This is a genomic window from [Clostridium] aerotolerans DSM 5434, from assembly GCF_000687555.1.
GTDB classification, from domain to species: Bacteria; Bacillota; Clostridia; order Lachnospirales; family Lachnospiraceae; genus Lacrimispora; species Lacrimispora aerotolerans.
The window spans coordinates 438,930-460,333 of record NZ_JHWJ01000002.1; the positions used below are offsets into that span (position 1 = coordinate 438,930).

Below are 21,404 nucleotides of genomic sequence, written 5' to 3' on the forward strand. Positions count from 1 at the left end.
ACTATTACTGAGAAACAATGTCAATGGAGGTTACTTGTACAATTTATTAACCTTTTAGTCGTCAATCTCCTGAAGCATCTTCTTTATCTGAACCATGCGGTCACGCAGCTTTGCTGCCTCCTCGAAGTTTAACTCTGCAGCCGCCTGATGCATCTTTTTGGTCAGCTCCTTGGAAAGCTTTTCAAGCTCCTTGGCATCCATGGACTCCGGATCTTTCTTAAAGTCCTTCTCATCTTCAATCGCAGCCTTTGAAATGGCAATGAGATCCCGGACGGATTTTTTTATGGTAGTTGGAGTAATTCCATGTTCTTCATTATACTGCTGCTGAATTGCCCTTCTTCGGTTGGTCTCTTCAATTGCCACACGCATGGAATCTGTAATGTGGTCCGCATACATGATAACATGGCCTTCTGAGTTTCTGGCCGCACGTCCTACGGTCTGAATGAGTGAGGTTTCCGAGCGAAGGAATCCCTCCTTATCCGCATCAAGAATGGCAACCAAAGTGATTTCCGGAATATCGAGTCCCTCTCTTAGAAGGTTGATACCAACCAGAACATCGAACACATCAAGACGCATATCCCGAATGATTTCCGAACGCTCTAAGGTATCAATATCCGAGTGAAGGTACTTTATCCGAATGCCTATTTCCCTCATATAATCGGTTAAGTCTTCTGCCATACGCTTGGTCAGCGTGGTAATGAGTATCTTGTTCTTCTTTGCAATTTCCTTGTTGACCTCAGATACAAGATCATCGATCTGGCCTTCCACCGGTCTTACATCAATTTCCGGATCCAAAAGCCCGGTAGGACGTATAATCTGCTCCACCCGCAATAATTCATGCTCTGCCTCATAAACAGATGGGGTCGCCGAAACAAACAGCATCTGATTGATTTTTGATTCAAACTCAGGAAAATTAAGAGGACGGTTATCCAAAGCAGAAGGAAGCCGGAAGCCATAATTGACAAGAGTCGTCTTTCTGGACCGGTCACCTGCATACATTCCTCTGACCTGCGGAAGTGTAATATGGGATTCATCAATCATAATCAAAAAATCATCAGAGAAATAGTCAATCAGGGTACAGGGCGGCTCTCCCTCCTGGCTTCCCGTCAAATGTCTGGAATAGTTCTCAATTCCAGAACAGAAACCAGTTTCCTTCATCATCTCCACATCAAAATTGGTCCGTTCCGAAATTCTCTGAGCTTCTAATAACTTGTCCTCACTTTTAAAATGAGAGACCTGCTCCTTAAGCTCTAAAAGAATCGCTTCCGCAGCACGCTCCATCTTGTCCCTGGAAACTACATAATGAGAGGCAGGGAAAATAGCGATATGACCAAGCTCTGCCCGAATCTCACCCGTAAGAGTATCAATTTCCGTGATTCTCTCCACTTCGTCTCCGAAAAATTCTATACGGTATGCTTCACTTCCTGAATAAGCTGGGAAAACCTCCAAAACATCTCCCCTCACCCGGAACGTACCACGCCTGAAATCCATATCATTCCTGTCATATTGGATTTCAATCAGCTTATGAATTACCTCATCCCGATCCCTTATCATCCCAGGTCTTAAAGAAATAACCATCTCCTTATAATCAATGGGGCTTCCAAGACCATAAATGCAGGATACAGAAGCAACAATAATTACATCCTCCCGCTCAGAAAGAGCCGCTGTTGCGGAATGGCGCAGTTTATCAATCTCATCGTTAATGGCAGAATCCTTTTCGATGTAAGTATCTGTAGAAGGAACATAAGCCTCCGGTTGATAATAATCATAATAAGATACAAAATACTCCACTGCATTTTCCGGGAAGAACTCCTTGAATTCTCCATACAGCTGAGCCGCCAGAGTCTTATTATGGGCAATAATCAGAGTTGGCTTCTGTATTCTTTGAATGACATTGGCCATGGTAAATGTCTTACCGGAGCCGGTAACACCAAGCAATGTCTGAAACTGATTGCCTTCCTCAAATCCTTTTACCAGCTTTTCAATGGCCTGCGGCTGGTCACCAGTAGGGGCATATTCTGAATGTAGTTTAAACTCCATAATGTTTCACCTCCAAAATCTCTTAATGCCAATTATATCATAGCCATAACAAAATGTATAGGCGAAAAGAACATCAGTTCTTTATAGAAATATTTCCATATATCTTTCAGAATCTCCCAGTCCTGATACAAATATTCCATTCTTTCATTTGGATTGCAATTCATACCGGTTTGATATATGATACTATTCATATAGATTAACAGCAGGAGGACTTTTTATGTACAGCTTTAATAACGATTACAGCGAAGGCGCACACCCAAAGATACTGGAAGCCATGATCCAGGCTAACTTAATCCAGAATGGAGGATATGGCCTTGATGAGCACTGCAGCCATGCCAGAGAACTCATCCGTAAGGAAATTGGCCAAATAGATAGTGACATTCATTTTATCACAGGTGGTACCCAGACCAACTTAATAACCATTGCTGCGGCTCTCCGCCCCTGGCAGGCTGTGATTTCAACAGATAAGGGACACATCAATGTTCATGAAACCGGCGCCATTGAAGCCACAGGACATAAGGTCATTGCCATGCCAAGTAACGATGGCAAGCTGACACCCGCTGATATTTTAAAAGCACTGGAGGACCATACCACAGAACATATGGTACAACCTAAAATGGTCTACATCTCAAACTCTACAGAAATAGGAACTCAATACACCAAAGCTGAATTAGAGTCCCTTCATCATATCTGCCGCCAGAAAAATTTATATCTGTTCCTTGACGGTGCACGCTTAGGCTCTGCCCTGACAAGCCCAATCAACGACGTAACACTTTCCGATATCGCAAAACTTACCGATGCATTTTATATCGGAGGAACCAAAAATGGCGCCCTCTTTGGGGAAGCCCTCATTATCCTTAATAAAGATTTAAAGCAGGACTTGCGTTTCCTTATAAAACAGCGCGGCGCAATGATGGCAAAAGGCTGGCTTCTTGGAATCCAGTTTGAAGAGCTGTTTCAAAATAACCTTTTCTTTGACCTGGCTGCACATGCCAATGAGATGGCAACCCTGCTTCGAGACGGTATTTCTTCCTGTGGTTTCTCCTTTTATTCAGACTCCACGACCAACCAGCTCTTTCCCATTTTTCCTGATAAATTGATTGAAAAGCTTGAAAGAGATTTTCTATTTTCCATTCAGGAACGCTTTGATGATAACCACTCTGCCATCCGCCTGGTGACTTCATGGGCAACGAAAGAAGAGGCCTGCAGAGAATTTATCAAGACACTAAAAGCCAATATCCAGGAATAATCCCTTCCTGCAGGACACAAAAGCCTCCTGAACGCCGGTGCTGCACCGACCCAGGAGGCTTATTTTACACATTATATTTCATTTTACATATTTAATTTCACTTATATCGAGTCTTATTTCAGCGCTTTAATGGCTTCCATAAGCTGGTTATCTTCCTCATGCTCAATTTTAATCTTGGTCTTTAACTCTTCCTTTAATTCCACAGGTACATCAGGCTCTAATCCCTTTTTGTGAAGATCAAAACCATTGGGTGTATAATAGTGAGCTACTGTCATCTTAATGGCAGTTCCTTTATCCAGCGGGAATAATGTCTGTACAATTCCCTTACCAAATGTCTTGGTTCCCACCAGTTTGGCTCTTCCGTAATCCTTTAATGCACCGGAAAATACCTCAGAAGCACTGGCTGACTGACCATTGACTAAAACAGCCATTGGTACATCGATCTGGTGGCCGTCCTTGGCATAATACTGCTCGCCCTTGCCATTTTTATCTGCCATATAAACAAGAAGCGTCTTATCCTTTTTCTTTCTTACAAGGTTTGGATCTCCCTTAATATCCAGGTTGTCAGGAAGAATATAATCCAGCATGGAAACTACGGAGTCCACAATTCCTCCCGGATTATTTCTTAAGTCCACCACCAGCTTTTTCATTCCCTGTTTTTCTAAGTCATCTATGGCACCCTTGAACTGGTCTGCTGTCACTGAATCGAACTGGCTTACGGAAATATATCCTACTTTATCTGCAAGCATCTCATGCTCTACCGTAGGAACTGTAATCTGACGGCGCTCCATGGTCATATCAATATATTTCCCTGTATCTTTACGGAGAACGGTAATGGTGACCGGTGTTCCTTCTTCCCCTTTAATGTGATCCTTGACTACAAGCTCTAAATCCATGCCTGTAACTTCCTGATCTCCCACCTTATAAAGAAGATCTCCCGGCAAAATACCTGCCTGGGCGCCTGGAGTTCCTTCAAATACCTTGGTTATGGTGATGATGCCAGTTTCAGCACTCTGACTGACCATGACTCCAATTCCACAATATTCTCCGGACGTATCCTCCTTCAGCTTATTATATTCGTCAGCGGTGTAATAAACCGTATAAGGATCGCCAAGTCCACTTAACATCCCCTTATAGATCCAGTCTTCCACATCACTGGTGTCTTCGTCAAATAGATAATATTTGTCTATTACCGCCTGAATCGTCTGTATCTTGGAAGTAATTTGATTTAAGTCTAAGTTTCCCTGCTGATTTTCTGCCTGGGCTGATTCCGCAGTCTGTCCATTTCCATCAATTGCGGCTTTCCCAATCAAAAATATTCCCAGGGACATTCCCACAATCACGAGGCCTGCTAATGCAGTTAACAGCGCCCCGACCAGGGCACCCTTCCAAAATTTATTTTTACTCTCCACTGTCATTCTCCTATCTAGCTCCTTATGGGCTAACGTATTTCGCCGGATTTACATAGCTTCCATCTACCCTGATTCCAAAATGGAGGTGAGGACCGGTAGAATATCCGGTAGAACCCACTTTTGCAATTACCTGCCCCTGAGATACCTCCTGCCCTGCGGACACCAAAAGCTCCGAACAGTGCATATAGACGGTATAAACACCGCCGCCATGATGTATCATGATATAGTTGCCGGCAGAATAACTGTATGTAGATATGGTAACTGTACCAGACGCCGCCGCTACGATGCCGCTTCCCGTGGGTGAGCTCACATCAATTCCCTTATGATTGGTAGATGCACCCTCTGTCGGGGAATCTCTGTCACCAAAGCCAGAAGTAATCTTACTTGAAGAAGGGCAGGGCCATATAAACTTAATATTCCCGATCGCAACCGTATTATACGTTTTTCCTGCTTTCTGGGCTGCTTTACGCGCTTCTTCTTCCTTTTTACGGATCTCCGCCTCCATAGCTTCAATGCGCTTTTCCTGTTCAGCGATATCCTGGTTGAGCTCTTTTAAACTATTTCTGCCGTCATTGATCTTATTTTGGTAAACGGCAAGGTCAGCATTTTTCTTACTGATGAGGCTTTCTACCTCCTGCTGTTTTTTGCTGGTTGCTGCCTCAAAGGCGGCCAGCTCCTCCCGCTCTGCCAAAAGTACCTGTTCCCGCTGCTCTACCTCTTCTTTCGATCTTTTGTAGTTCTCCAGCATTCTCCTATCATATGCGACAATGCTGCTGATATATTCCGCCCGGTTAAAAAGCTGGGTGAGATCGCCAGACTTAAATAATAAGTCAATATAGCTTGTCTCACCCTTTTCATACATATATTGAATTCTCAGCTTCATATCCTCATATTGGCGAGAGACCGTGGTCTTTGCAGCCTCCAGTTCCTCACTGGCTGCTTTTATCTCTTCTTCCTTTGCACTCATCTGGGACTGCAGTGCATTTACCTGTTTATTTAATGAATCAAGACTGGTATCAAGGGTCTTTATATAGTTTGCAGCATCCTGCTCTAACCCTTCCAGTTCCTTTAAGGTTGTTTCTATTTCCTTCTTTTCTTCTTCTAAAGAAGAGGCCTTTTTCTTTGCCTCATCCATTTCAGTTTTAGTCGCATAAGAAGGAAATATGCATGATACTGCCATCAAACTGCATAGTCCTGCTGCAAACAGCCTCTTTTTTAAATTCATGGGCATATCCCCTTATACTTTTAAATGCTTTCTAATGGTAAAGAAGCTTACAAAGAAACCAATTCCCAGTCCCAAAGAAAGGGCAGTTACCGCCATGTACGGGAAAATGGCCTCCACCGGGAGAAACTGAAACAGTCCCGATAAAATGCTGAACTTTGTAACAACATACTCAACCGTGGAACGGTATAGAAAATAAATGGCAATGAGAGGAATGGAGGCTCCAATCAGGCCTATAATAACACCTTCCACTACAAAGGGGGCCCGTATCATATAATCCGTGGCTCCAATGAGCTTCATGATGTGATTTTCATTCTTACGGAAGGCAGCAGCCACAGATATGGTATTGCTGATTAGGAAAATAGCTACTGCAAGTAAAATGCCGATTATCAGCATGGAAAGCACTCCAATGACCTTATTTAAGCTGTTCATGCCTTCTGCAGCCGTTCTGGAGTAATTGACTTTTCTGACTCCTTCAATTCCATTTAACCAGTCCACGACTTTATCCTGATCCACCAAATCTTTTAAGTATACGGTATAGGAGGATGAATTGGCCAGTGGATTATCTTCTTCAAACCCTTCTGCCAGATCCTGCATATCACCAAAATACGCTTGCTTTGCTTCTTCCCAGGCTTCCTCTGCGGAAATGAACTTCACTTCCTTTACTTCTTCCCTGGCTTTAATCTGATTTCCAATTGCCGTTATCTTATTCTTATCAAGTCCGGCTTCAAAAAATACGGTAATTCCAACGGTGCCTTCTGTATTCTTAATGACATGCTGAACATTTATCACAATGGAAAAAAACAGGCAGAAAAGAAAAATGCATGCGGATACCGTAGCAATAGAGGCAAGGGAAAACAAGATGTTCCTGCATATATTAATAACGCCCTGCTTTAAGCAGTACCAAAATGTACTAATTCTCATATGTATAACCGCCTTTTTTCTCATCACTAATGATGGCTCCACGATCCATCACAATCACTCGCTTCTTCATCCGGTCTACGATCTCCTGGCTATGAGTTACTACGATTACAGTAGTTCCCTGCTTGTTGATCTCGTTTAGAAGCTTCATGATCTCCATGGAATTGTGCCCATCTAAATTTCCAGTGGGTTCATCTGCAAGAAGAATTTCCGGTCGGTTAATCAGAGCCCTGGCAATGGCAACACGCTGCTGCTCACCACCGGACAACTGCTGAGGAAAAAATTTGTATTTTGACGATAAGCCTACCATCTTTAACATGGCTGGGACAGACTCTTTGATGCTTTTTGTGGATGCGCCAATGACTCTTTGGGCAAAAGCAACGTTTTCATAAACATTACGGTCTTTTAAAAGACGGAAGTCCTGAAAGACCATGCCTAGCTTTCGTCTGTATCTTGGAATAAATTTTCTTGGCATCTTGCCTAAATTCATATCATTTACTATTATCTTGCCGGAGGTTGGTTCCACTTCTTTTAACAGCATTTTTAGAAGAGTTGATTTACCTGATCCGCTGCGGCCGATGATGAAAACAAATTCTCCATCTTCCACATTGATGCTGACATTGCGAAGGGCTTTGTTACCGGCTTCATATGTTTTACTTACATTCCATAATTCTATCATTTCAGTCCTCTAAGTCTTTGTGCTTACGTACTTTTTGCATGGAAGGATTGGTGCTTGTAGTGCTTTGGCTTGTGGTGGAACTTCTACTTTTATACTAGCGGAGTTTTTGTGTGTTTCCCTCTAACCCGCAGTGAAACTTCGATTCCGCTTCGCTTCATCTCAGTTTACGGGCTTCGCCCTATGAAAAGAGACAGCAAATCATCTGCTTTTACGCTAGCGTAACGCAGCTGTTTTGCTGCCTCTTTTCGCACTGCTCATGGCTGGCGTTAATAGTCTTGGTTCTCCATATACTTCATGTATTTTACTACCATTAATGCAATCTTAAATGTAATCGCATCCTCAAACACCCGAAGATCCAACCCTGTACTCTTTTGAAGCTTATCCAAACGATATACCAAAGTATTTCTATGAATATAAAGCTGTCTGGATGTCTCTGATACGTTTAGACTATTCTCAAAGAATTTGTTAATCGTTGTTAAAGTCTCTTCGTCAAAATCATCTGGTGATTTGCCGTCGAAGATTTCTCTGATAAACATACGGCATAATGGAAGTGGGAGCTGATAAATCAGACGGCCAATGCCAAGCTTGCTGTAAGCAACCACGTTCTTATTGCTATAGAAGATCTTGCCAACATCCATAGCCATCTTAGCTTCCTTATAAGATCTGGAAACTTCTTTGATTTCGCTGACGATGGTACCAAAGGCAACGTGAACCTGGGTCATGGCTTCTGTGTTGAGCATGTCCAGGATGGTATTCGCTGTCTTTTCTAAATCCTCATATGTCTCGCCTTCTTTTACTTCTTTTACGAGAATAATGTTCTTCTCATCTACAGCAGTAACAAAATCCTTTGTTTTAGCCGCAAATAAATTGCGCACAGTTTCAAGTGCATTTACATCCTTTTCATGCTGGGTCTCAATAATAAATACGACCCTTTTGATATTTGTTTCAATGTGCAGTTTCTTTGCACGGTTATAAATATCCACCAAAAGGAGGTTATCAAGAAGTAAATTTTTGATGAAATTATCTTTATCGAAACGTTCTTTATATGCAACCAAAAGGCTCTGAATCTGAAACGTAGCCAGTTTGCCGACCATATATACATCATCGCTTCCTCCTTTTGCAAGAAGGATGTATTCTAATTGGTGTTCATCGAACACTTTAAAAAACTGGTATCCCTGGATTACCTGGCTGTCGGCCGGAGAATCCACGAAAGCCAGGATTGAACTTTCATAATCTTCCGCATCAGGAAATGTGGTAGCCAATACCTTTCCTTCTGTATCACAAATACACAGATCAATTCTTGTAATTCCTTTTAATCCTTCAATGGTCGTTTGAAGTATTTGATTCGAAATCATGGCATATTCTCCTTTTTCGTAAATTTACCTTATTCTATATTAAAGCAAAAAGAAAAAAAAAGCAAGCGAGTATCATACCCGCCTGCTGAATTTTTCATATAATTTAGTTTAAAACAATAAGTTCTGTATCCTTATCAAATACATGTACCTTGGATAAATCAAGTGCAAGCTTAATTGTATCGCCAGGTCTAGCAGTTGTACGAGGATTTACTCTTGCTGTAAAGCTTGCATCATCAACATCAAAGTATAAGTAAACTTCTGCACCTAAGAGCTCATAAACTCTGATGGTCGCGTCAATGATACTGCTTGGAGAAGATGCAAGGAATGCTTCCTCATCGTGTAAATCTTCTGGACGGATTCCTAAAACTACAGTTTTTCCAACATAGCCTGCTGCCTCTAACTTTTTAGCCTTTGCTTCTGGAAGAGCAATTGTATTGCCGCCAAAAGTAAGTGTTACATCGCTGCCGCTTTTAGCAACAGTAGCATCGATTAAGTTCATCTGAGGAGCTCCGATAAATCCAGCAACGAACTTATTGCCTGGCTTGTCGTATAAGTTCTGAGGAGAGTCAACCTGCTGGATAACGCCATCCTTCATAACTACGATTCTGGTACCAAGAGTCATAGCCTCTGTCTGATCATGTGTTACATAAACCATAGTTGCCTGAAGTCTCTGATGTAACTTGGAGATCTCAATACGCATCTGGCCTCTCAGCTTAGCATCAAGGTTTGACAGGGGCTCATCCATTAAGAATACTTTAGGATTACGTACGATGGCACGTCCCATGGCAACACGCTGTCTCTGTCCACCGGATAAAGCCTTTGGCTTACGGTCTAACAGATGCTCAAGGTCAAGAATTCTTGCAGCTTCATGAACCTGCTTTTCAATCTCATCCTTTGGAGTTTTTCTAAGCTTAAGACCAAACGCCATGTTATCGTATACAGTCATATGCGGATAAAGAGCATAGTTCTGGAATACCATTGCGATATCTCTGTCCTTTGGCTCAACATCATTCATCAATTTTCCGTCAATGTAAAGTTCACCGGAAGAAATGTCTTCCAGACCTGCGATCATACGAAGGGTTGTGGACTTACCACATCCGGATGGTCCTACGAAAATAACGAATTCTCTATCTGCGATTTCCAGATTAAAATCCTTAACTGCCTCAAATCCATTCGGATATCTTTTGACAATGTTTTTCAATGATAAACTAGCCATCTTACTAATCCTCCTAAAAATATAATGTAAACCACTTGTAATAGCCAAAAGCCCCCACAGCTCTGGCTCATGTTTCTTAAAATAATCATACATGAATTGAATTTTATTTACCATATTGTTATTTACCAAAAAGGATTTAGGGCTTTTGGCTAATTTGTATAACATACAAAAAAATTGACTGAAACGTCAAAATAACAAAAGAATGGCCTGGCTTTTTCTGTCTATATTCGATAGCAACCGCTTATTTTTCATGATATTTAGTAATAAAGTACAAGGCGGAGTCGCAATTATCGACTCCGCCTTGTGTAATTTTTTGTCATTTTATCGTTTTCTAACAAGAACGTTTAACCACTTAACGTCAGAATGTCCAGTACGGATATCCTCGGTTTCCCAGATCTTAACAATTTCAAATCGACCGTTATCCCTTAGAAGCTCAGTGATAGAATCAGCCGTATAATCGGTAAAATACCGTTTTCCCCGAAACCCCTCAAAATCTCCAAGCTTATATGACATATAAAGGATTCCCCTGTCATTTAAGGCCCTTGCTATCTTTGTAAGAATGTCAGACAGTTCCTTCTTTGGAGTATGAAGTAATGATGCGCATGCCCAGATACCATCGAAAACGTTGTCAAAATCCATTTCCTCAAATGTCATCTTAAGCACTTCCAGACCAGTGTGGATCTCTGCCAGCTTGCACATCTCTTCCGATGCATCAAGCGGAGTTACGTCATATCCAAGGTCGTAGAAGGTCAGGCTGTCTCTGCCTGATCCGCAGCCTAAATCCAGAATAGTATCCCCCTCCTCGAGAAGATCAGTGAATTCCTTCATGATCTTTGACATATCCTGATTTACAGTTTCCTCAAATTCCTTTGCCGCATACTTATTATAATAGTCTATCGAGTCCAAAATAATCCTCCTGTTATCCGCTTACCCGCTATTTAATCTTATCGATTTTGCTATCTGTTATGTTAACTTTTCCTTCTTTTAAAAGATGGCCGATGGCACGCTTAAATGCATTCTTGCTCATGGAAAATTCCCTTTTAATTATCTCAGGATCTGCCTTATCTGTAAATGGCAGACTTCCCTGAAACTGAGTCTCTATGATTTCATACACACGGGCAGCATCCTGATCCATCTGAATATAAGCTTTCTGTCTTGGACTTAGATCCAGCTTTCCGTCCTCCCGCACCTTCATTACCCGGGCGGTAACACGATCACCTTCCTTGTAAGTTTCAAATAATTCCTTTTGTGGGATCAGACCGTAATACTGATTGTCAACGGCTACAAACGCACCGAGAGTGTCACTTATTTCATAGATGATGCCAGTAACCTGATCGTCCTTTTTATAAGGCGACTGATTGCTCATGTAGGAATATACCCGCATAGTTGCAGCCAGACGTTTGCTCTTGTCAATGTAAAGGGCTACCAGCACCTGCTCACCCTGGCAAACCTTATATGTCTGTTCCTTAAAGGGCAGAAGAAGATCCTTTTCAAGCCCCATATCCAGAAATGCACCGATCTTTCCAACCTCTTTTACATTAAGTACGGCAGTTTCCCCTACCTTAAGCTTTGGCTCAGCTGTGGTAGCAATAAGCCGGTCCTCAGAATCCTTATAGATAAAAACGTGGATTCTGTCACCAGGAGAAGTATCTTCCGGAACCTGCTTCTTAGGAAGAAGGACAGAGGCCTCACCTGAGCCATCTTCTCCAAGATATACACCGAATTCCTTGACCCTCTGTACTACCAGGGTCTGCATCTTTCCTAATTCTATCATCTTATTTCCTCTCTGTTTTTCCCTGCAGCCAAATGACCGCAAAGGCGTTCCCCTCTCCATCACACAAAGAAACCGTATAACCTTCCTCTGTCCGGCTGATGCGGGGATAAATAGCATCACCAAAGACTGCCGCTTTTTTATATTCCACCCTCAGTTCCGTAACCTCCATATCATCCGGAAGCACTTCCCTGGCAATCTCTACATATTTTGCATTGTTCACATGATGATTGGTATCAATATGATGCTTGCTTACAGTCACAGGATCCAGTGCCTTGTATTCCTCCGGCAGTTCAATCCTTCTTGGAGCATAATCCATGGCAAGCTTCTCTTCCCAGCCATCTCCATACCCCTTGATGTCATCAGGCTCAATCTTCACTGGCCTGCCCTTTTGCGTATCAAAGAGAAACCAAACGGAATTGGCCCTCACCAGATAGTTTCCGTTCTTATCACTAATGGTAAAATTCCGGTATCCGTAAAAGCCTTTAAAATCATAAGGCCAGGTGCTGATTACGATCTCTTCCCCGAGAACCGGATAGCGGTCCACAACAATCTGCCAGGAAGAAAGCCACCACGCTTTGTGACGGTTTATCAGGTAAGAGAGACCTAATCCGTTATCCTCAGACTGAAATGTGGAACAATCCTGAAGATAGTTCATAATACCAGTCAATGTCAGTTTTCCATATTCATCTGTCTCACTGTAACGGACTCTGCTGCCGAAATAATACATCTTACACCTCTCACCAAAATTATATAACATTATAATGCATTTTTATGTTCTTGTCCAGACAAACCAAAAACATCCTACTTATATATGCAAAAAACGGAACCTATCCAGGTTCCGTTTACTAACTGGGCTACAAGGATTCGAACCTTGAAAATGACGGAGTCAGAGTCCGTTGCCTTACCATTTGGCGATAGCCCATCACTACAACGAGATTCATTATACATGAAACTACAAAATGTGTCAAGTATTTTTCCCAAAATTTTCTATTGTGCCGAATTTTGCGAAAAAATAGCTCCGATTCTCTAAAATCTTAGAAAACCAAAGCTTCCTATAAAACTGGGCTACAAGGATTCGAACCTTGAAAATGACGGAGTCAGAGTCCGTTGCCTTACCATTTGGCGATAGCCCATTAACACAACGAGTGTATTATACTACCAATTTTATCTTTGGTCAAGCACTAATTATAGTTTTTTCCGAATAAAGAAAATACCGCCTCTCAGTGAGCGGTTTCCTTTTGGGATGTCTGTTCCTGAGAGACGTTTTTCTCGGTGCTATGTTCTGTTTTCTCTGTCTCAGCAGGTGTCGTACTGGCTGGAACCGTTGTCTCCGCCTGGGTGGTTTCCTCTGATTCAGAATCTTCACTACCAATAACCGGGGTTTCAAAAACTCCTTTCACTGTAACCTGCTTACCAATTTTCGGTGATATGCCCCCAAGGATAAAGGTATATTCCTTCCCCTGAGGAAGATCGGTAACTTCTATTTCACAGGATTCCGAACCCGTATCGGAAAACTTGGCAGAATACGTAATACCGTCCTCATCTTTCACAGAAACTGTGGGGTTTTTCCACTTAACCTTTGTTTTAAAATAAACCGAGACTACACCTTCATCGTAATCCACATAATCAATCTTAATTTTCTCACCGCTAACATTATCCTGATCAGATGTTGTTTCTTCTGAGGAAGAAGATGGTGAGGCTGAAGTAGTCTGAGCCTGTGATGGATCCTTATGTGCTGTCGTCTGGCTTTCTGTCTCCGAAGATGTCTGAACAGCAGAAGTTTCCTGATCTGTAACTGATTCCGCTGTAGGGTCAGTTACCGTGGGGGCCGTAGTGGCTTTCGTTGTTGTATCTGTCTCTTCCTCCGTTACATCGGTCTTTCCACCTACTGCATAAGACCGTTCCGTAATCACCTTTGCAATCTGCTCCATATTAAGGGAGGCAAAATTCTTTATGTCATCTAAGGTCAGGGAGGGATTTTGATCCATCAGTTCCTTTAAAAAGTAGGCCTTTCCATAAGAAATTCCGTACTCCGATGCAAACCCTTTTACCTGTTCCTCATCAATCACCTGCTGGTCATATACAACAGCTTCTAACTGTTTTTCCTTTAATGCCGTCTTAATATCACTCACAACGGTTGACCGGAGATTCTTTGCTTTTTTTACACTGTCATTGGCAACAGTAACTAAAATAGCATTATCGGAATCCGTTAGATAACCATTGGTGACCAAGGCTCCGATCACTGCATTAACTGCCACATTTAAATCCACGCCCTTTAGATCCATCTGCTCCATGATATTTTTAGCATCTTCATTCAGAGCTTTGGCAGACAGTACCTTATTTCTTTGATTCACGGACAATTCAACGCTTGGATTTACATCAATTCCAATGACAGAGTCAACTCTCCCGTTTTGGTACGTATAGGTACCTCCGGCAAGAGCAATCATGCAAAAACAGGCAGCTATCAAAGAGGCAATTACCCTACGCCGAATCATGAAAACAGACCTTTTATGTATTTCAATCGCTTCCTGTGGGGTACTTAAATCAATGCGGTCTAGAACATCAGGTACCATATCCCGGGCAGCAGTGGTTATGCAGGCTTCGATTTGTTTTTTATTCATTTGTCTCTGATCTGACTGTTTCATATCAAAGCCTACTCCTCTCTTAAATAATTTTCTAACTTTTTCATGGCACGGTTATATCTGGAAAGCGCAGTTGCCAAAGGAATATTCAGACTGGCAGCAATCTCTCTGTGCTTCATACCGCCCGAAGTATGAAGCAGAACAATCTCCCGCTCCTCCTCTTTTAAGATCTGAAGAGCCGCAAGAAGTACCATCTTGTCTGCTGCCATCTCAATTTCCTTACAAACCTCTCCTGCTTCCAGACCCATTAAATCATCTATTGTAACATCCGAATCATGTTTCTGTTCCCGAAACTTCATATAACATAGATTCCGTGCAATTGTAAACATCCAGGCCAACGGCTTCCCCTGAGATTTATAGCTTTTTGCAGAGGTCCAGATCTTTAAGTAAGACTCCTGCATAATCTCTTCTGCATCCTGGGGATTCTTTACAATGGACAGTATAAAACTGTACATCGTACGGTCCGTATTCTGATATAGCTGTCGAAAGGCTTCCTGGTCACCATCTGCGACTTTATTAAGAAGCTTTTCATCGCTCAAACGGCCGTAATCTTCCGGCCGGTCAAGGCTCATCAATCCCATAAATAGCATGGTTTGGATTTCCTTTCTACTAAGTTAATGCGGAATACTGTCATCTTATTGCATAAAATGGAAAATTATTTATTACCTTATTTTTCCACTGCGAAGCCACTTTCTTCTGTCATGACCAGACAGCATCGATTATCAGTTTCAGTCACTTTTTTTATGATTTCTTCCTTTAACCGCTCTCGTTTCTTTTTATCATATTCCCTGGGAAATACCAGATCAAAGATCAGATTGATCTGTTCCTGCCCATCGATCAACCGAAAATCGTGAAATGATATCCTGGGATCCACACCGTGAATTACATTTTCAACCATGCTCCCAAATTCCATCACTCTGGAATTTTTTGTTTCCACCGGGTCCATGTGGATAACCAGAAAAATACCGAACTTTTTTAAAGCTTCCCGTTCAATCCTGTCCACGACCTCATGAGAGATTTCCACATTTACATCATTAGGTACCTCTGCATGGATAGAAGCCATACTCCTGGTAGGCCCATAATTGTGTACAATTAAATCATGGCTTCCTATAATCCCTTCATAGCTTTCCACAAATTCTGTAATTTCCAGATAAAGCTTTGGATCAATGGGTTCACCAATCAGGGGAGTAAGTGTTTCTTTTGCAATCTTTACACCAGCCAGCATAACAGCTACTGACACAATAAGTCCAACAATTCCGTCAATATTAAGACCCCAAATACCATAAACAGCAACCGATAATATCGTAGCCGAGGTAGTGACCACATCCCCCAGAGAGTCCGCAGCCGTGGCCTTCATGACAGAGGACTGGATTCTTTCTCCAAGCTTGCGGTTAAAAAATCCAAGCCACAGCTTTACAAAGACAGAAAGGATCAAAATAACAACCGTCACGGCCTGAAAGGACATCTCCTCCGGGTTCATTACCTTCCCAAACGAAGTTTTAAAGAGAGAAAAACCTACTTGAATGACCAGGAACGCTACAATAAATGCTGCAATATACTCCACCCTTCCATGACCAAAGGGGTGATCTTCATCCGCCGGCTTGCCAGCCATTCTGACTCCCACAAATCCAATAATGGAAGAAGCCGCATCCGATAAGTTATTAAACGCATCAGCCATAACCGAAATACTGTTTACCAAAAGCCCGGCAAATATTTTAGCAACAAACAGGAGAATGTTACACAAAATCCCTACCACACTTACCATAACACCATAACTGGTACGTACCTGGACGTCTTTCGTATTTTTGTAGTTCTTTACAAAAGTCCTTACTAAAAATTCAGTCATGCTTCTCCCTTCTGACCTTACTCTAATCTTTATAAATGACCTTTTCTAAAAACAAACCTTCCGCAGGCGCTGTAACCCCTGCCGCACTGCGGTCCATTGCCTCTAATATTCCTTTCATCTCTTTGGGACTTCTCTTACCTTCTCCAACTTCTATCAGAGTGCCCATAAGTATACGAACCATATGATGCAAAAAGCCATTGCCGGTATAGTGTATAAAAAGCCTGCTTCCTTCTTCCTCAAATTCAATCGCTTTCAATATCCTGACAGTAGACTTTTTCATCTTTTTATTGGAACAAAAGCTCTTAAAGTCATGCTCTCCGAGAAAATGCCGGGAAGCCTCTTTCATTGCATTCACATCAAGAGGTTTACCAAAACCGTAAATATATTTACGTTCAAATACCTGCTTTCTTTCCCCCGTCTCGATCCGGTAAAGATAAGTCTTTTCCTCCGCGTTCAAACGGCTGTGAAACCGATCCTCTACTCGGTCCAGGTTAATCACCCTAATGTCTTCCGGAAGATACTGGTTAAGATAATCTTTCATTTCCCCCTCAGTCATCTTTGTATCCAGATGAAAATTCGCCGTCTGAGCCAGAGCATGAACCCCTGCATCTGTCCTTCCTGATCCGTGTATTTCAACCGCAACACCTGCCATCCGCTCCAGAATTCCTTCCAGCTTTCCCTGTATGGTACGGTCCGTATTTCCCTGCTTCTGCCAGCCATCATAACGGCTTCCATCATACTCCAGTACCATTCTATAATTTTTTAACATTCAATATCTCCGATCTTTTGTAAATGAGATAGATTCCCATCGTTACCAGGGTACCAAAAGCAACTCCTGCCGAGTCCAGCCAAACATCTGAGATCTGACCAGAGCGTCCTTCTACAAACAACTGAATGGTTTCATCAAAAAACGCCACGAGAAACCCTGATGCTGCATGGTAAGTCCAGCGTTTTTCTTCACTGAGCCCCTGAGCACCCAGACACCCAAAAAGCAGCATTCCAAGTATAGAGTATTCTGCAAAATGACCCATTTTACGTATCACATGCTCCGTAAGCCAATAGCCACTTAATTCAAAATAACGAAAACCACTTTGTATGAGATACAATAATCTGCCACTGTCTTTTGATGAAGTGTCAGCAATCTTCATGGAATTTGAAAAAATGAACAAAACATAAAGTCCAACGATCAATATCCATATATATTTTCTTTTCATTCGGACTTCCTCAAAATACCACTCTTCTCTATCCTATCTGCCGCTCTGCGAAGAGCTTCTTCATCCTGTACGAGGGCCATTCTTGCATATCCCTCTCCAGAAGGCCCAAACGCGCTTCCAGGAGTGACTAAAACACCAGCTTTCTCCATCAGTTCTGTAGCAAACTCCATGGAATCAGAAAACCCATCCGGTATTTTTGCCCACACGAACATGGTAGCTTTTGGCCGTTCCATCTTCCACCCTATGCGGTTAAAGCCATCACAAAGAACATCTCGACGCCTTTCATAGGCATTTCTGGTCTCTTTTACACAGGACTGATCTCCTGTGATGGCTGCAATTGCCGCCTGTTGGATTGGGAGAAACATTCCATAATCCATATTGGACTTTAAAGTCTTTAGTTTTTCCACTACCTCCTGATTTCCAACACAAAAACCAATGCGAGCTCCTGCCATCCCATACGTCTTTGACAGAGAATTAAATTCCACTCCAACCTCTTTCGCGCCCGGAAACTGCAAAAAGCTTCCGCAAGTTTTATCATCAAAAACAAGCTCACTATAAGCATTGTCATGCAAAACAATGATATTATATTTCTTTGCAAATGCAATCAGCTCCTCATAAAAAGAATCCGGAGCCATAGCAGTAGTCGGATTGTTGGGATAAGAAACTAACATGAATTTTGCTTTTTTTGCAACATCTTCTGGAATATCAGAAAAATCAATGATATAATCATTTTCTTTCTTCTGCGGCATATAAAAAAGGCTTGCTCCAGCTAACAATGGTCCGTCTGCAAAAATAGGATAGCAGGGATCCGGAACAAGGACGATATCTCCATCATCAATAACAGAAAATGCAATATGTGCCAGTCCTTCCTGAGAACCAAGAAGGGAACAGATTTCCAAATCAGGATCAAGATCTACGTGATATCTGTTTCTATACCAGACAGCCACAGCCTCTAAAAGCTCTTTCTGATCACGTATGGCATAGATATAATTTTCCGGCTTTGCAGCAGCCTCACATAAGGCTTGTCTGATATGGGCCGCGGGTGGGATATTGGGAGTTCCCACACCTAAATCAATTACCTCTTCTCCCTTTTCTTCCTTCTGCTGTTTCATCTCCAACAACTTGGAGAAAATTCCCTCTCCAAATTGATTCATTCTTTCTGAAAATTGCATTGGTCGTCTCACCTCTGTCTTTTCGTAATTTTCATAATGTAAGTTATTATATTACAAAGCCTGTTATAATACAAGGATACCCATTAAAAAAGTCCCCAAAAACGGCTTAAAACCGTATATTGGGGACACTTTTACCTATGGTCCTATGGTAACGGGCACACCTAAATTACAGTAGCTCCACAATACATCCATCACATCATTGTCCACTGCGACACAACCATGAGTATCCCCATCAGGAACCCTGCATCCATGGATCATAATCGCTCCTCCAAGAGGAGTATCCCAGGGCGGCTGTTCGCCTGCCTTATTGGCTCTGATAATCTCATCTCTTTGGGCCTCTGTAATAATACCGTCAGCATATCCTCTTTCCGCATCCTTTATTCCTGGATAAGAAAGTCCAAGGGAAAGATATGCCACACTTTTATCATTTCTGGTACAGACATAAAATTCACCGCTTGGAGTTCTCATATCTCCTTCTACCTTCTTATTCCCTTCTGCAGAAGAAGCTCCCATGGAAACGGGATACTCTTTAATAAGGACGCCATTCTGTTTTAAAGTCAATATCTTCAATCTTTTACTTACATATATAGTCACTCCATTGGTGGAACGAAGATTTCCTGCCCCTGGCCCTGCAGCCTGCTCTGCGAGTGTAGCACCACTAAAAGAAACCGTTGTCACCATAATAAGTACTCCCGCTATTAAGGCTCTGATTTTTCTCTTAAACCATTTCATTACTCTAATCCCTTCCTTTTTCTAACATTATATCATTTTTCTGGAAAATGATGGGTTACATTATTCTTACAATTTTCAGAATTCAGGAAAGAGACTTCAGATATTCCATTACCGTACCGTAGCAGCCTTCCAATCCAATCATACTGCTGTCAAGACACAAATGATAATTTTGTGCCTTCCCCCATTCACATCCAGTATAATACTGATAATATTCTTTTCGCTTCCGGTCCATATCCCGGATTCTCTGTTCCATTTCCTTAGGGTCTACTCCTGTATTTAAAGTATTAAGTCTTCGTATTCGTTCTTCTATTCCCGCATAAATATAAAGATTTACGCTATCTTCAAGCACTCTGTCCGCACAACGACCAACAATAATACATGGCCCCTGATCTGCCAGCTTCCTTATGATACTAGTCTGGGTAAGAAATACCTGATCCGACATTGGTATCTCATAATAATTTGAAAATGGAGTATAAATCTGCTGTTCAAGAGATTCCTTAATAACTGGTATTCTCTCATCATAGCGTAAAAGGCTTTCTTCTGTCATACCACATTCTTCTGCAGTCAGAGCTATAAGTTCCTTATCATAAAAAGGAATCTCCAGTCCTTTTGCCAGTAGTATTCCCAGTTCTCTCCCGCCGCTTCCAAACTCTCTGCTTATGGTTATTACCTTTTCCAACATATTATCTCCTCCTCTTTTGCCAAAGGGATTCAAAATCTCTCCTTACCCGAATTTTACCACATTTAAAAATTCCTGTATACCTTATTTCTATTAACTACATTTTGTTATTTCAACTTCATTTTCTTATTTCTTTCTCATTTTATTAATTCTATTGCATTATCCTTATTTCTGTTATTCTTGTTTCTATTATCCCTGCTTCCTTTATCACTGTTTCTGTTATTCCTGTTTCTATTATTCCTGTTTCTGTTATTCCTGTTTCTGTTATTCCTGTTTCTGTTATTCTTGTTTCTGTTATTCCTGTTTCTATCATCATTATTTCTTTTTCTGTTATCCCTATTTTTATTAATCCTATTTATGTTGACCTTATTTATATTAACCTTATTTCTGTTATCTCTATTTCTGTTATTTGTATTTCCGTTATCTCTACTTCTTCTATCTCAATATCTGTTATTTCCATTTGTTATTTCTATATCTGATATTTCTATCTGTTATCTCCATTACTATCTCTTATATTCTTATTTCGTTATCTCTATTTCTTTATTTATGATTCTCTCCAGTATTTAAAATATCATCGTTATAATCAAGTTATTATTTTCATATCTTGATTTTTGATTCTTCTTTCTATACATTATAAATCTTTTGCAACTCTTTCTTGATCTTTCAATGCTTTTTTCAATCCTCTTATATTCTTTTATTGATTCTTTCATACTTTTCTCTATGTTATGTTTTATCTCTTGCATTATTTTACTAATCAAAACATATGAATACACAAAAAAAACGGACCTCCATTTCTGGAAATCCGCCTTTATCTTTCGTATAAGAGCGCGAGACGGGACTCGAACCCGCGACCCCGACCTTGGCAAGGTCGTACTCCACCAACTGAGCCACTCGCGCTTACTCTCTTTTTTTTAGGCATATACCCTCAAAACCACACATTGTTATATATCTTCATCCGTTCTTTCCTCTTACCTAAACCAACCTGGTTAAGCCCTCGACCTATTAGTGACAGTCAGCTGCACATGTTGCCATGCTTCCACCTCTGCCCTATCTACCTCGTCGTCTTCAAGGGGTCTTACTCTTGCGATGGGATATCTCATCTTGAGGGGGGCTTCACGCTTAGATGCCTTCAGCGTTTATCCCTTCCCGACTTGGCTACTCTGCCATGGTGTTGATCACCAACAGATACACCAGAGGTCAGTCCATCCCGGTCCTCTCGTACTAAGGACAGCTCCTCTCAAATATCCTACG

General features: G+C 41.6%; 20 protein-coding genes, 3 tRNA genes and 1 rRNA gene. 1 reads left to right on the forward strand and 23 read right to left on the reverse strand.

Features of this window, described 5'->3' with window-relative positions; translation table 11 throughout:
* Nucleotides 1-54: 54 nt before the first annotated feature.
* Nucleotides 55-2,040, reverse strand: a complete 1,986-nt coding sequence (gene uvrB, locus T546_RS0104790; RefSeq protein WP_026890645.1) for an excinuclease ABC subunit UvrB — start codon at nt 2,038-2,040, stop codon at nt 55-57.
* Between the two features lie 217 nt (nt 2,041-2,257).
* Here uvrB and T546_RS0104795 point away from each other — a divergent pair, with 217 nt between their 5' ends.
* The gene (locus T546_RS0104795; protein ID WP_026890646.1) at nt 2,258-3,289 is read left to right on the forward strand and encodes a threonine aldolase family protein; all 1,032 of its coding nucleotides are present in this window, start codon (nt 2,258-2,260) and stop codon (nt 3,287-3,289) included.
* Nucleotides 3,290-3,402: 113 nt separating this feature from the next.
* On the opposite strand, the gene T546_RS0104800 is transcribed toward T546_RS0104795, so the two are convergent.
* The 22 genes from T546_RS0104800 to T546_RS0104915 form a co-directional block, all read right to left on the reverse strand.
* Nucleotides 3,403-4,707 carry a S41 family peptidase gene (locus T546_RS0104800; protein ID WP_334291583.1) on the reverse strand — a complete coding sequence of 435 codons (1,305 nt, stop codon included), beginning with the start codon at nt 4,705-4,707 and terminating at the stop codon, nt 3,403-3,405.
* Between the two features lie 16 nt (nt 4,708-4,723).
* Nucleotides 4,724-5,926 carry a murein hydrolase activator EnvC family protein gene (locus T546_RS0104805; RefSeq protein WP_026890648.1) on the reverse strand — a complete coding sequence of 401 codons (1,203 nt, stop codon included), beginning with the start codon at nt 5,924-5,926 and terminating at the stop codon, nt 4,724-4,726.
* Nucleotides 5,927-5,938: 12 nt separating this feature from the next.
* Complete coding sequence (gene ftsX / locus T546_RS0104810; RefSeq protein ID WP_026890649.1) at nt 5,939-6,847, reverse strand: permease-like cell division protein FtsX; 909 nt, start codon at nt 6,845-6,847, stop codon at nt 5,939-5,941.
* Nucleotides 6,837-7,523, reverse strand: a complete 687-nt coding sequence (ftsE, locus tag T546_RS0104815; RefSeq protein ID WP_026890650.1) for a cell division ATP-binding protein FtsE — start codon at nt 7,521-7,523, stop codon at nt 6,837-6,839. Before ftsE ends, ftsX begins: the two co-directional genes overlap by 11 nt.
* Before the next feature lie 266 nt (nt 7,524-7,789).
* Nucleotides 7,790-8,878, reverse strand: coding sequence for a PucR family transcriptional regulator (locus tag T546_RS0104820; protein WP_024837102.1), 1,089 nt, complete (start codon nt 8,876-8,878; stop codon nt 7,790-7,792).
* A gap of 103 nt (nt 8,879-8,981) precedes the next feature.
* Nucleotides 8,982-10,094, reverse strand: a complete 1,113-nt coding sequence (locus T546_RS0104825; protein WP_026890651.1) for an ABC transporter ATP-binding protein — start codon at nt 10,092-10,094, stop codon at nt 8,982-8,984.
* 321 nt (nt 10,095-10,415) lie between these two features.
* Nucleotides 10,416-11,000 (reverse strand): class I SAM-dependent methyltransferase, encoded by a 585-nt coding sequence (locus T546_RS0104830; protein WP_026890652.1) that lies wholly within the window; start codon nt 10,998-11,000, stop codon nt 10,416-10,418.
* Between the two features lie 28 nt (nt 11,001-11,028).
* On the reverse strand, nt 11,029-11,868 hold the full coding sequence (locus T546_RS0104835) for a CvfB family protein (protein WP_026890653.1): 840 nt from the start codon (nt 11,866-11,868) through the stop codon (nt 11,029-11,031).
* A gap of 1 nt (nt 11,869) precedes the next feature.
* A complete protein-coding gene (locus T546_RS0104840; protein ID WP_026890654.1) occupies nt 11,870-12,595 on the reverse strand; it encodes an acyl-[acyl-carrier-protein] thioesterase in 726 nt (241 codons plus the stop codon).
* A gap of 122 nt (nt 12,596-12,717) precedes the next feature.
* A tRNA-Gln gene (locus T546_RS0104845) sits at nt 12,718-12,790 on the reverse strand.
* 138 nt (nt 12,791-12,928) lie between these two features.
* Nucleotides 12,929-13,001: transfer RNA gene (locus T546_RS0104850), tRNA-Gln, on the reverse strand.
* An 87-nt stretch (nt 13,002-13,088) separates the two neighbouring features.
* Nucleotides 13,089-14,513, reverse strand: coding sequence for an anti-sigma-I factor RsgI family protein (locus T546_RS0104855; protein WP_026890655.1), 1,425 nt, complete (start codon nt 14,511-14,513; stop codon nt 13,089-13,091).
* Between the two features lie 8 nt (nt 14,514-14,521).
* Nucleotides 14,522-15,100 carry an RNA polymerase sigma factor gene (locus tag T546_RS0104860; RefSeq protein WP_034597781.1) on the reverse strand — a complete coding sequence of 193 codons (579 nt, stop codon included), beginning with the start codon at nt 15,098-15,100 and terminating at the stop codon, nt 14,522-14,524.
* Between the two features lie 77 nt (nt 15,101-15,177).
* Nucleotides 15,178-16,356: a cation diffusion facilitator family transporter gene (locus T546_RS0104865; RefSeq protein ID WP_026890657.1), complete on the reverse strand. Its 1,179-nt coding sequence runs from the start codon at nt 16,354-16,356 to the stop codon at nt 15,178-15,180.
* 22 nt (nt 16,357-16,378) lie between these two features.
* Nucleotides 16,379-17,125 carry a tRNA pseudouridine(38-40) synthase TruA gene (gene truA / locus T546_RS0104870; protein WP_026890658.1) on the reverse strand — a complete coding sequence of 249 codons (747 nt, stop codon included), beginning with the start codon at nt 17,123-17,125 and terminating at the stop codon, nt 16,379-16,381.
* Nucleotides 17,109-17,570: a VanZ family protein gene (locus T546_RS0104875; protein ID WP_026890659.1), complete on the reverse strand. Its 462-nt coding sequence runs from the start codon at nt 17,568-17,570 to the stop codon at nt 17,109-17,111. Before T546_RS0104875 ends, truA begins: the two co-directional genes overlap by 17 nt.
* Complete coding sequence (locus tag T546_RS0104880) at nt 17,567-18,742, reverse strand: aminotransferase class I/II-fold pyridoxal phosphate-dependent enzyme (protein WP_026890660.1); 1,176 nt, start codon at nt 18,740-18,742, stop codon at nt 17,567-17,569. Before T546_RS0104880 ends, T546_RS0104875 begins: the two co-directional genes overlap by 4 nt.
* Nucleotides 18,743-18,877: 135 nt before the next feature.
* Nucleotides 18,878-19,474, reverse strand: coding sequence for a L,D-transpeptidase family protein (locus tag T546_RS0104885; RefSeq protein WP_026890661.1), 597 nt, complete (start codon nt 19,472-19,474; stop codon nt 18,878-18,880).
* An 82-nt stretch (nt 19,475-19,556) separates the two neighbouring features.
* Nucleotides 19,557-20,153 (reverse strand): cytidylate kinase-like family protein, encoded by a 597-nt coding sequence (locus T546_RS0104890; protein WP_026890662.1) that lies wholly within the window; start codon nt 20,151-20,153, stop codon nt 19,557-19,559.
* Between the two features lie 151 nt (nt 20,154-20,304).
* Nucleotides 20,305-20,469, reverse strand: a complete 165-nt coding sequence (locus T546_RS25245) for a hypothetical protein (RefSeq protein ID WP_156951291.1) — start codon at nt 20,467-20,469, stop codon at nt 20,305-20,307.
* A gap of 508 nt (nt 20,470-20,977) precedes the next feature.
* A tRNA-Gly gene (locus T546_RS0104910) sits at nt 20,978-21,050 on the reverse strand.
* A gap of 85 nt (nt 21,051-21,135) precedes the next feature.
* Nucleotides 21,136-21,404 (reverse strand): 23S ribosomal RNA (locus tag T546_RS0104915); the annotation flags it as partial.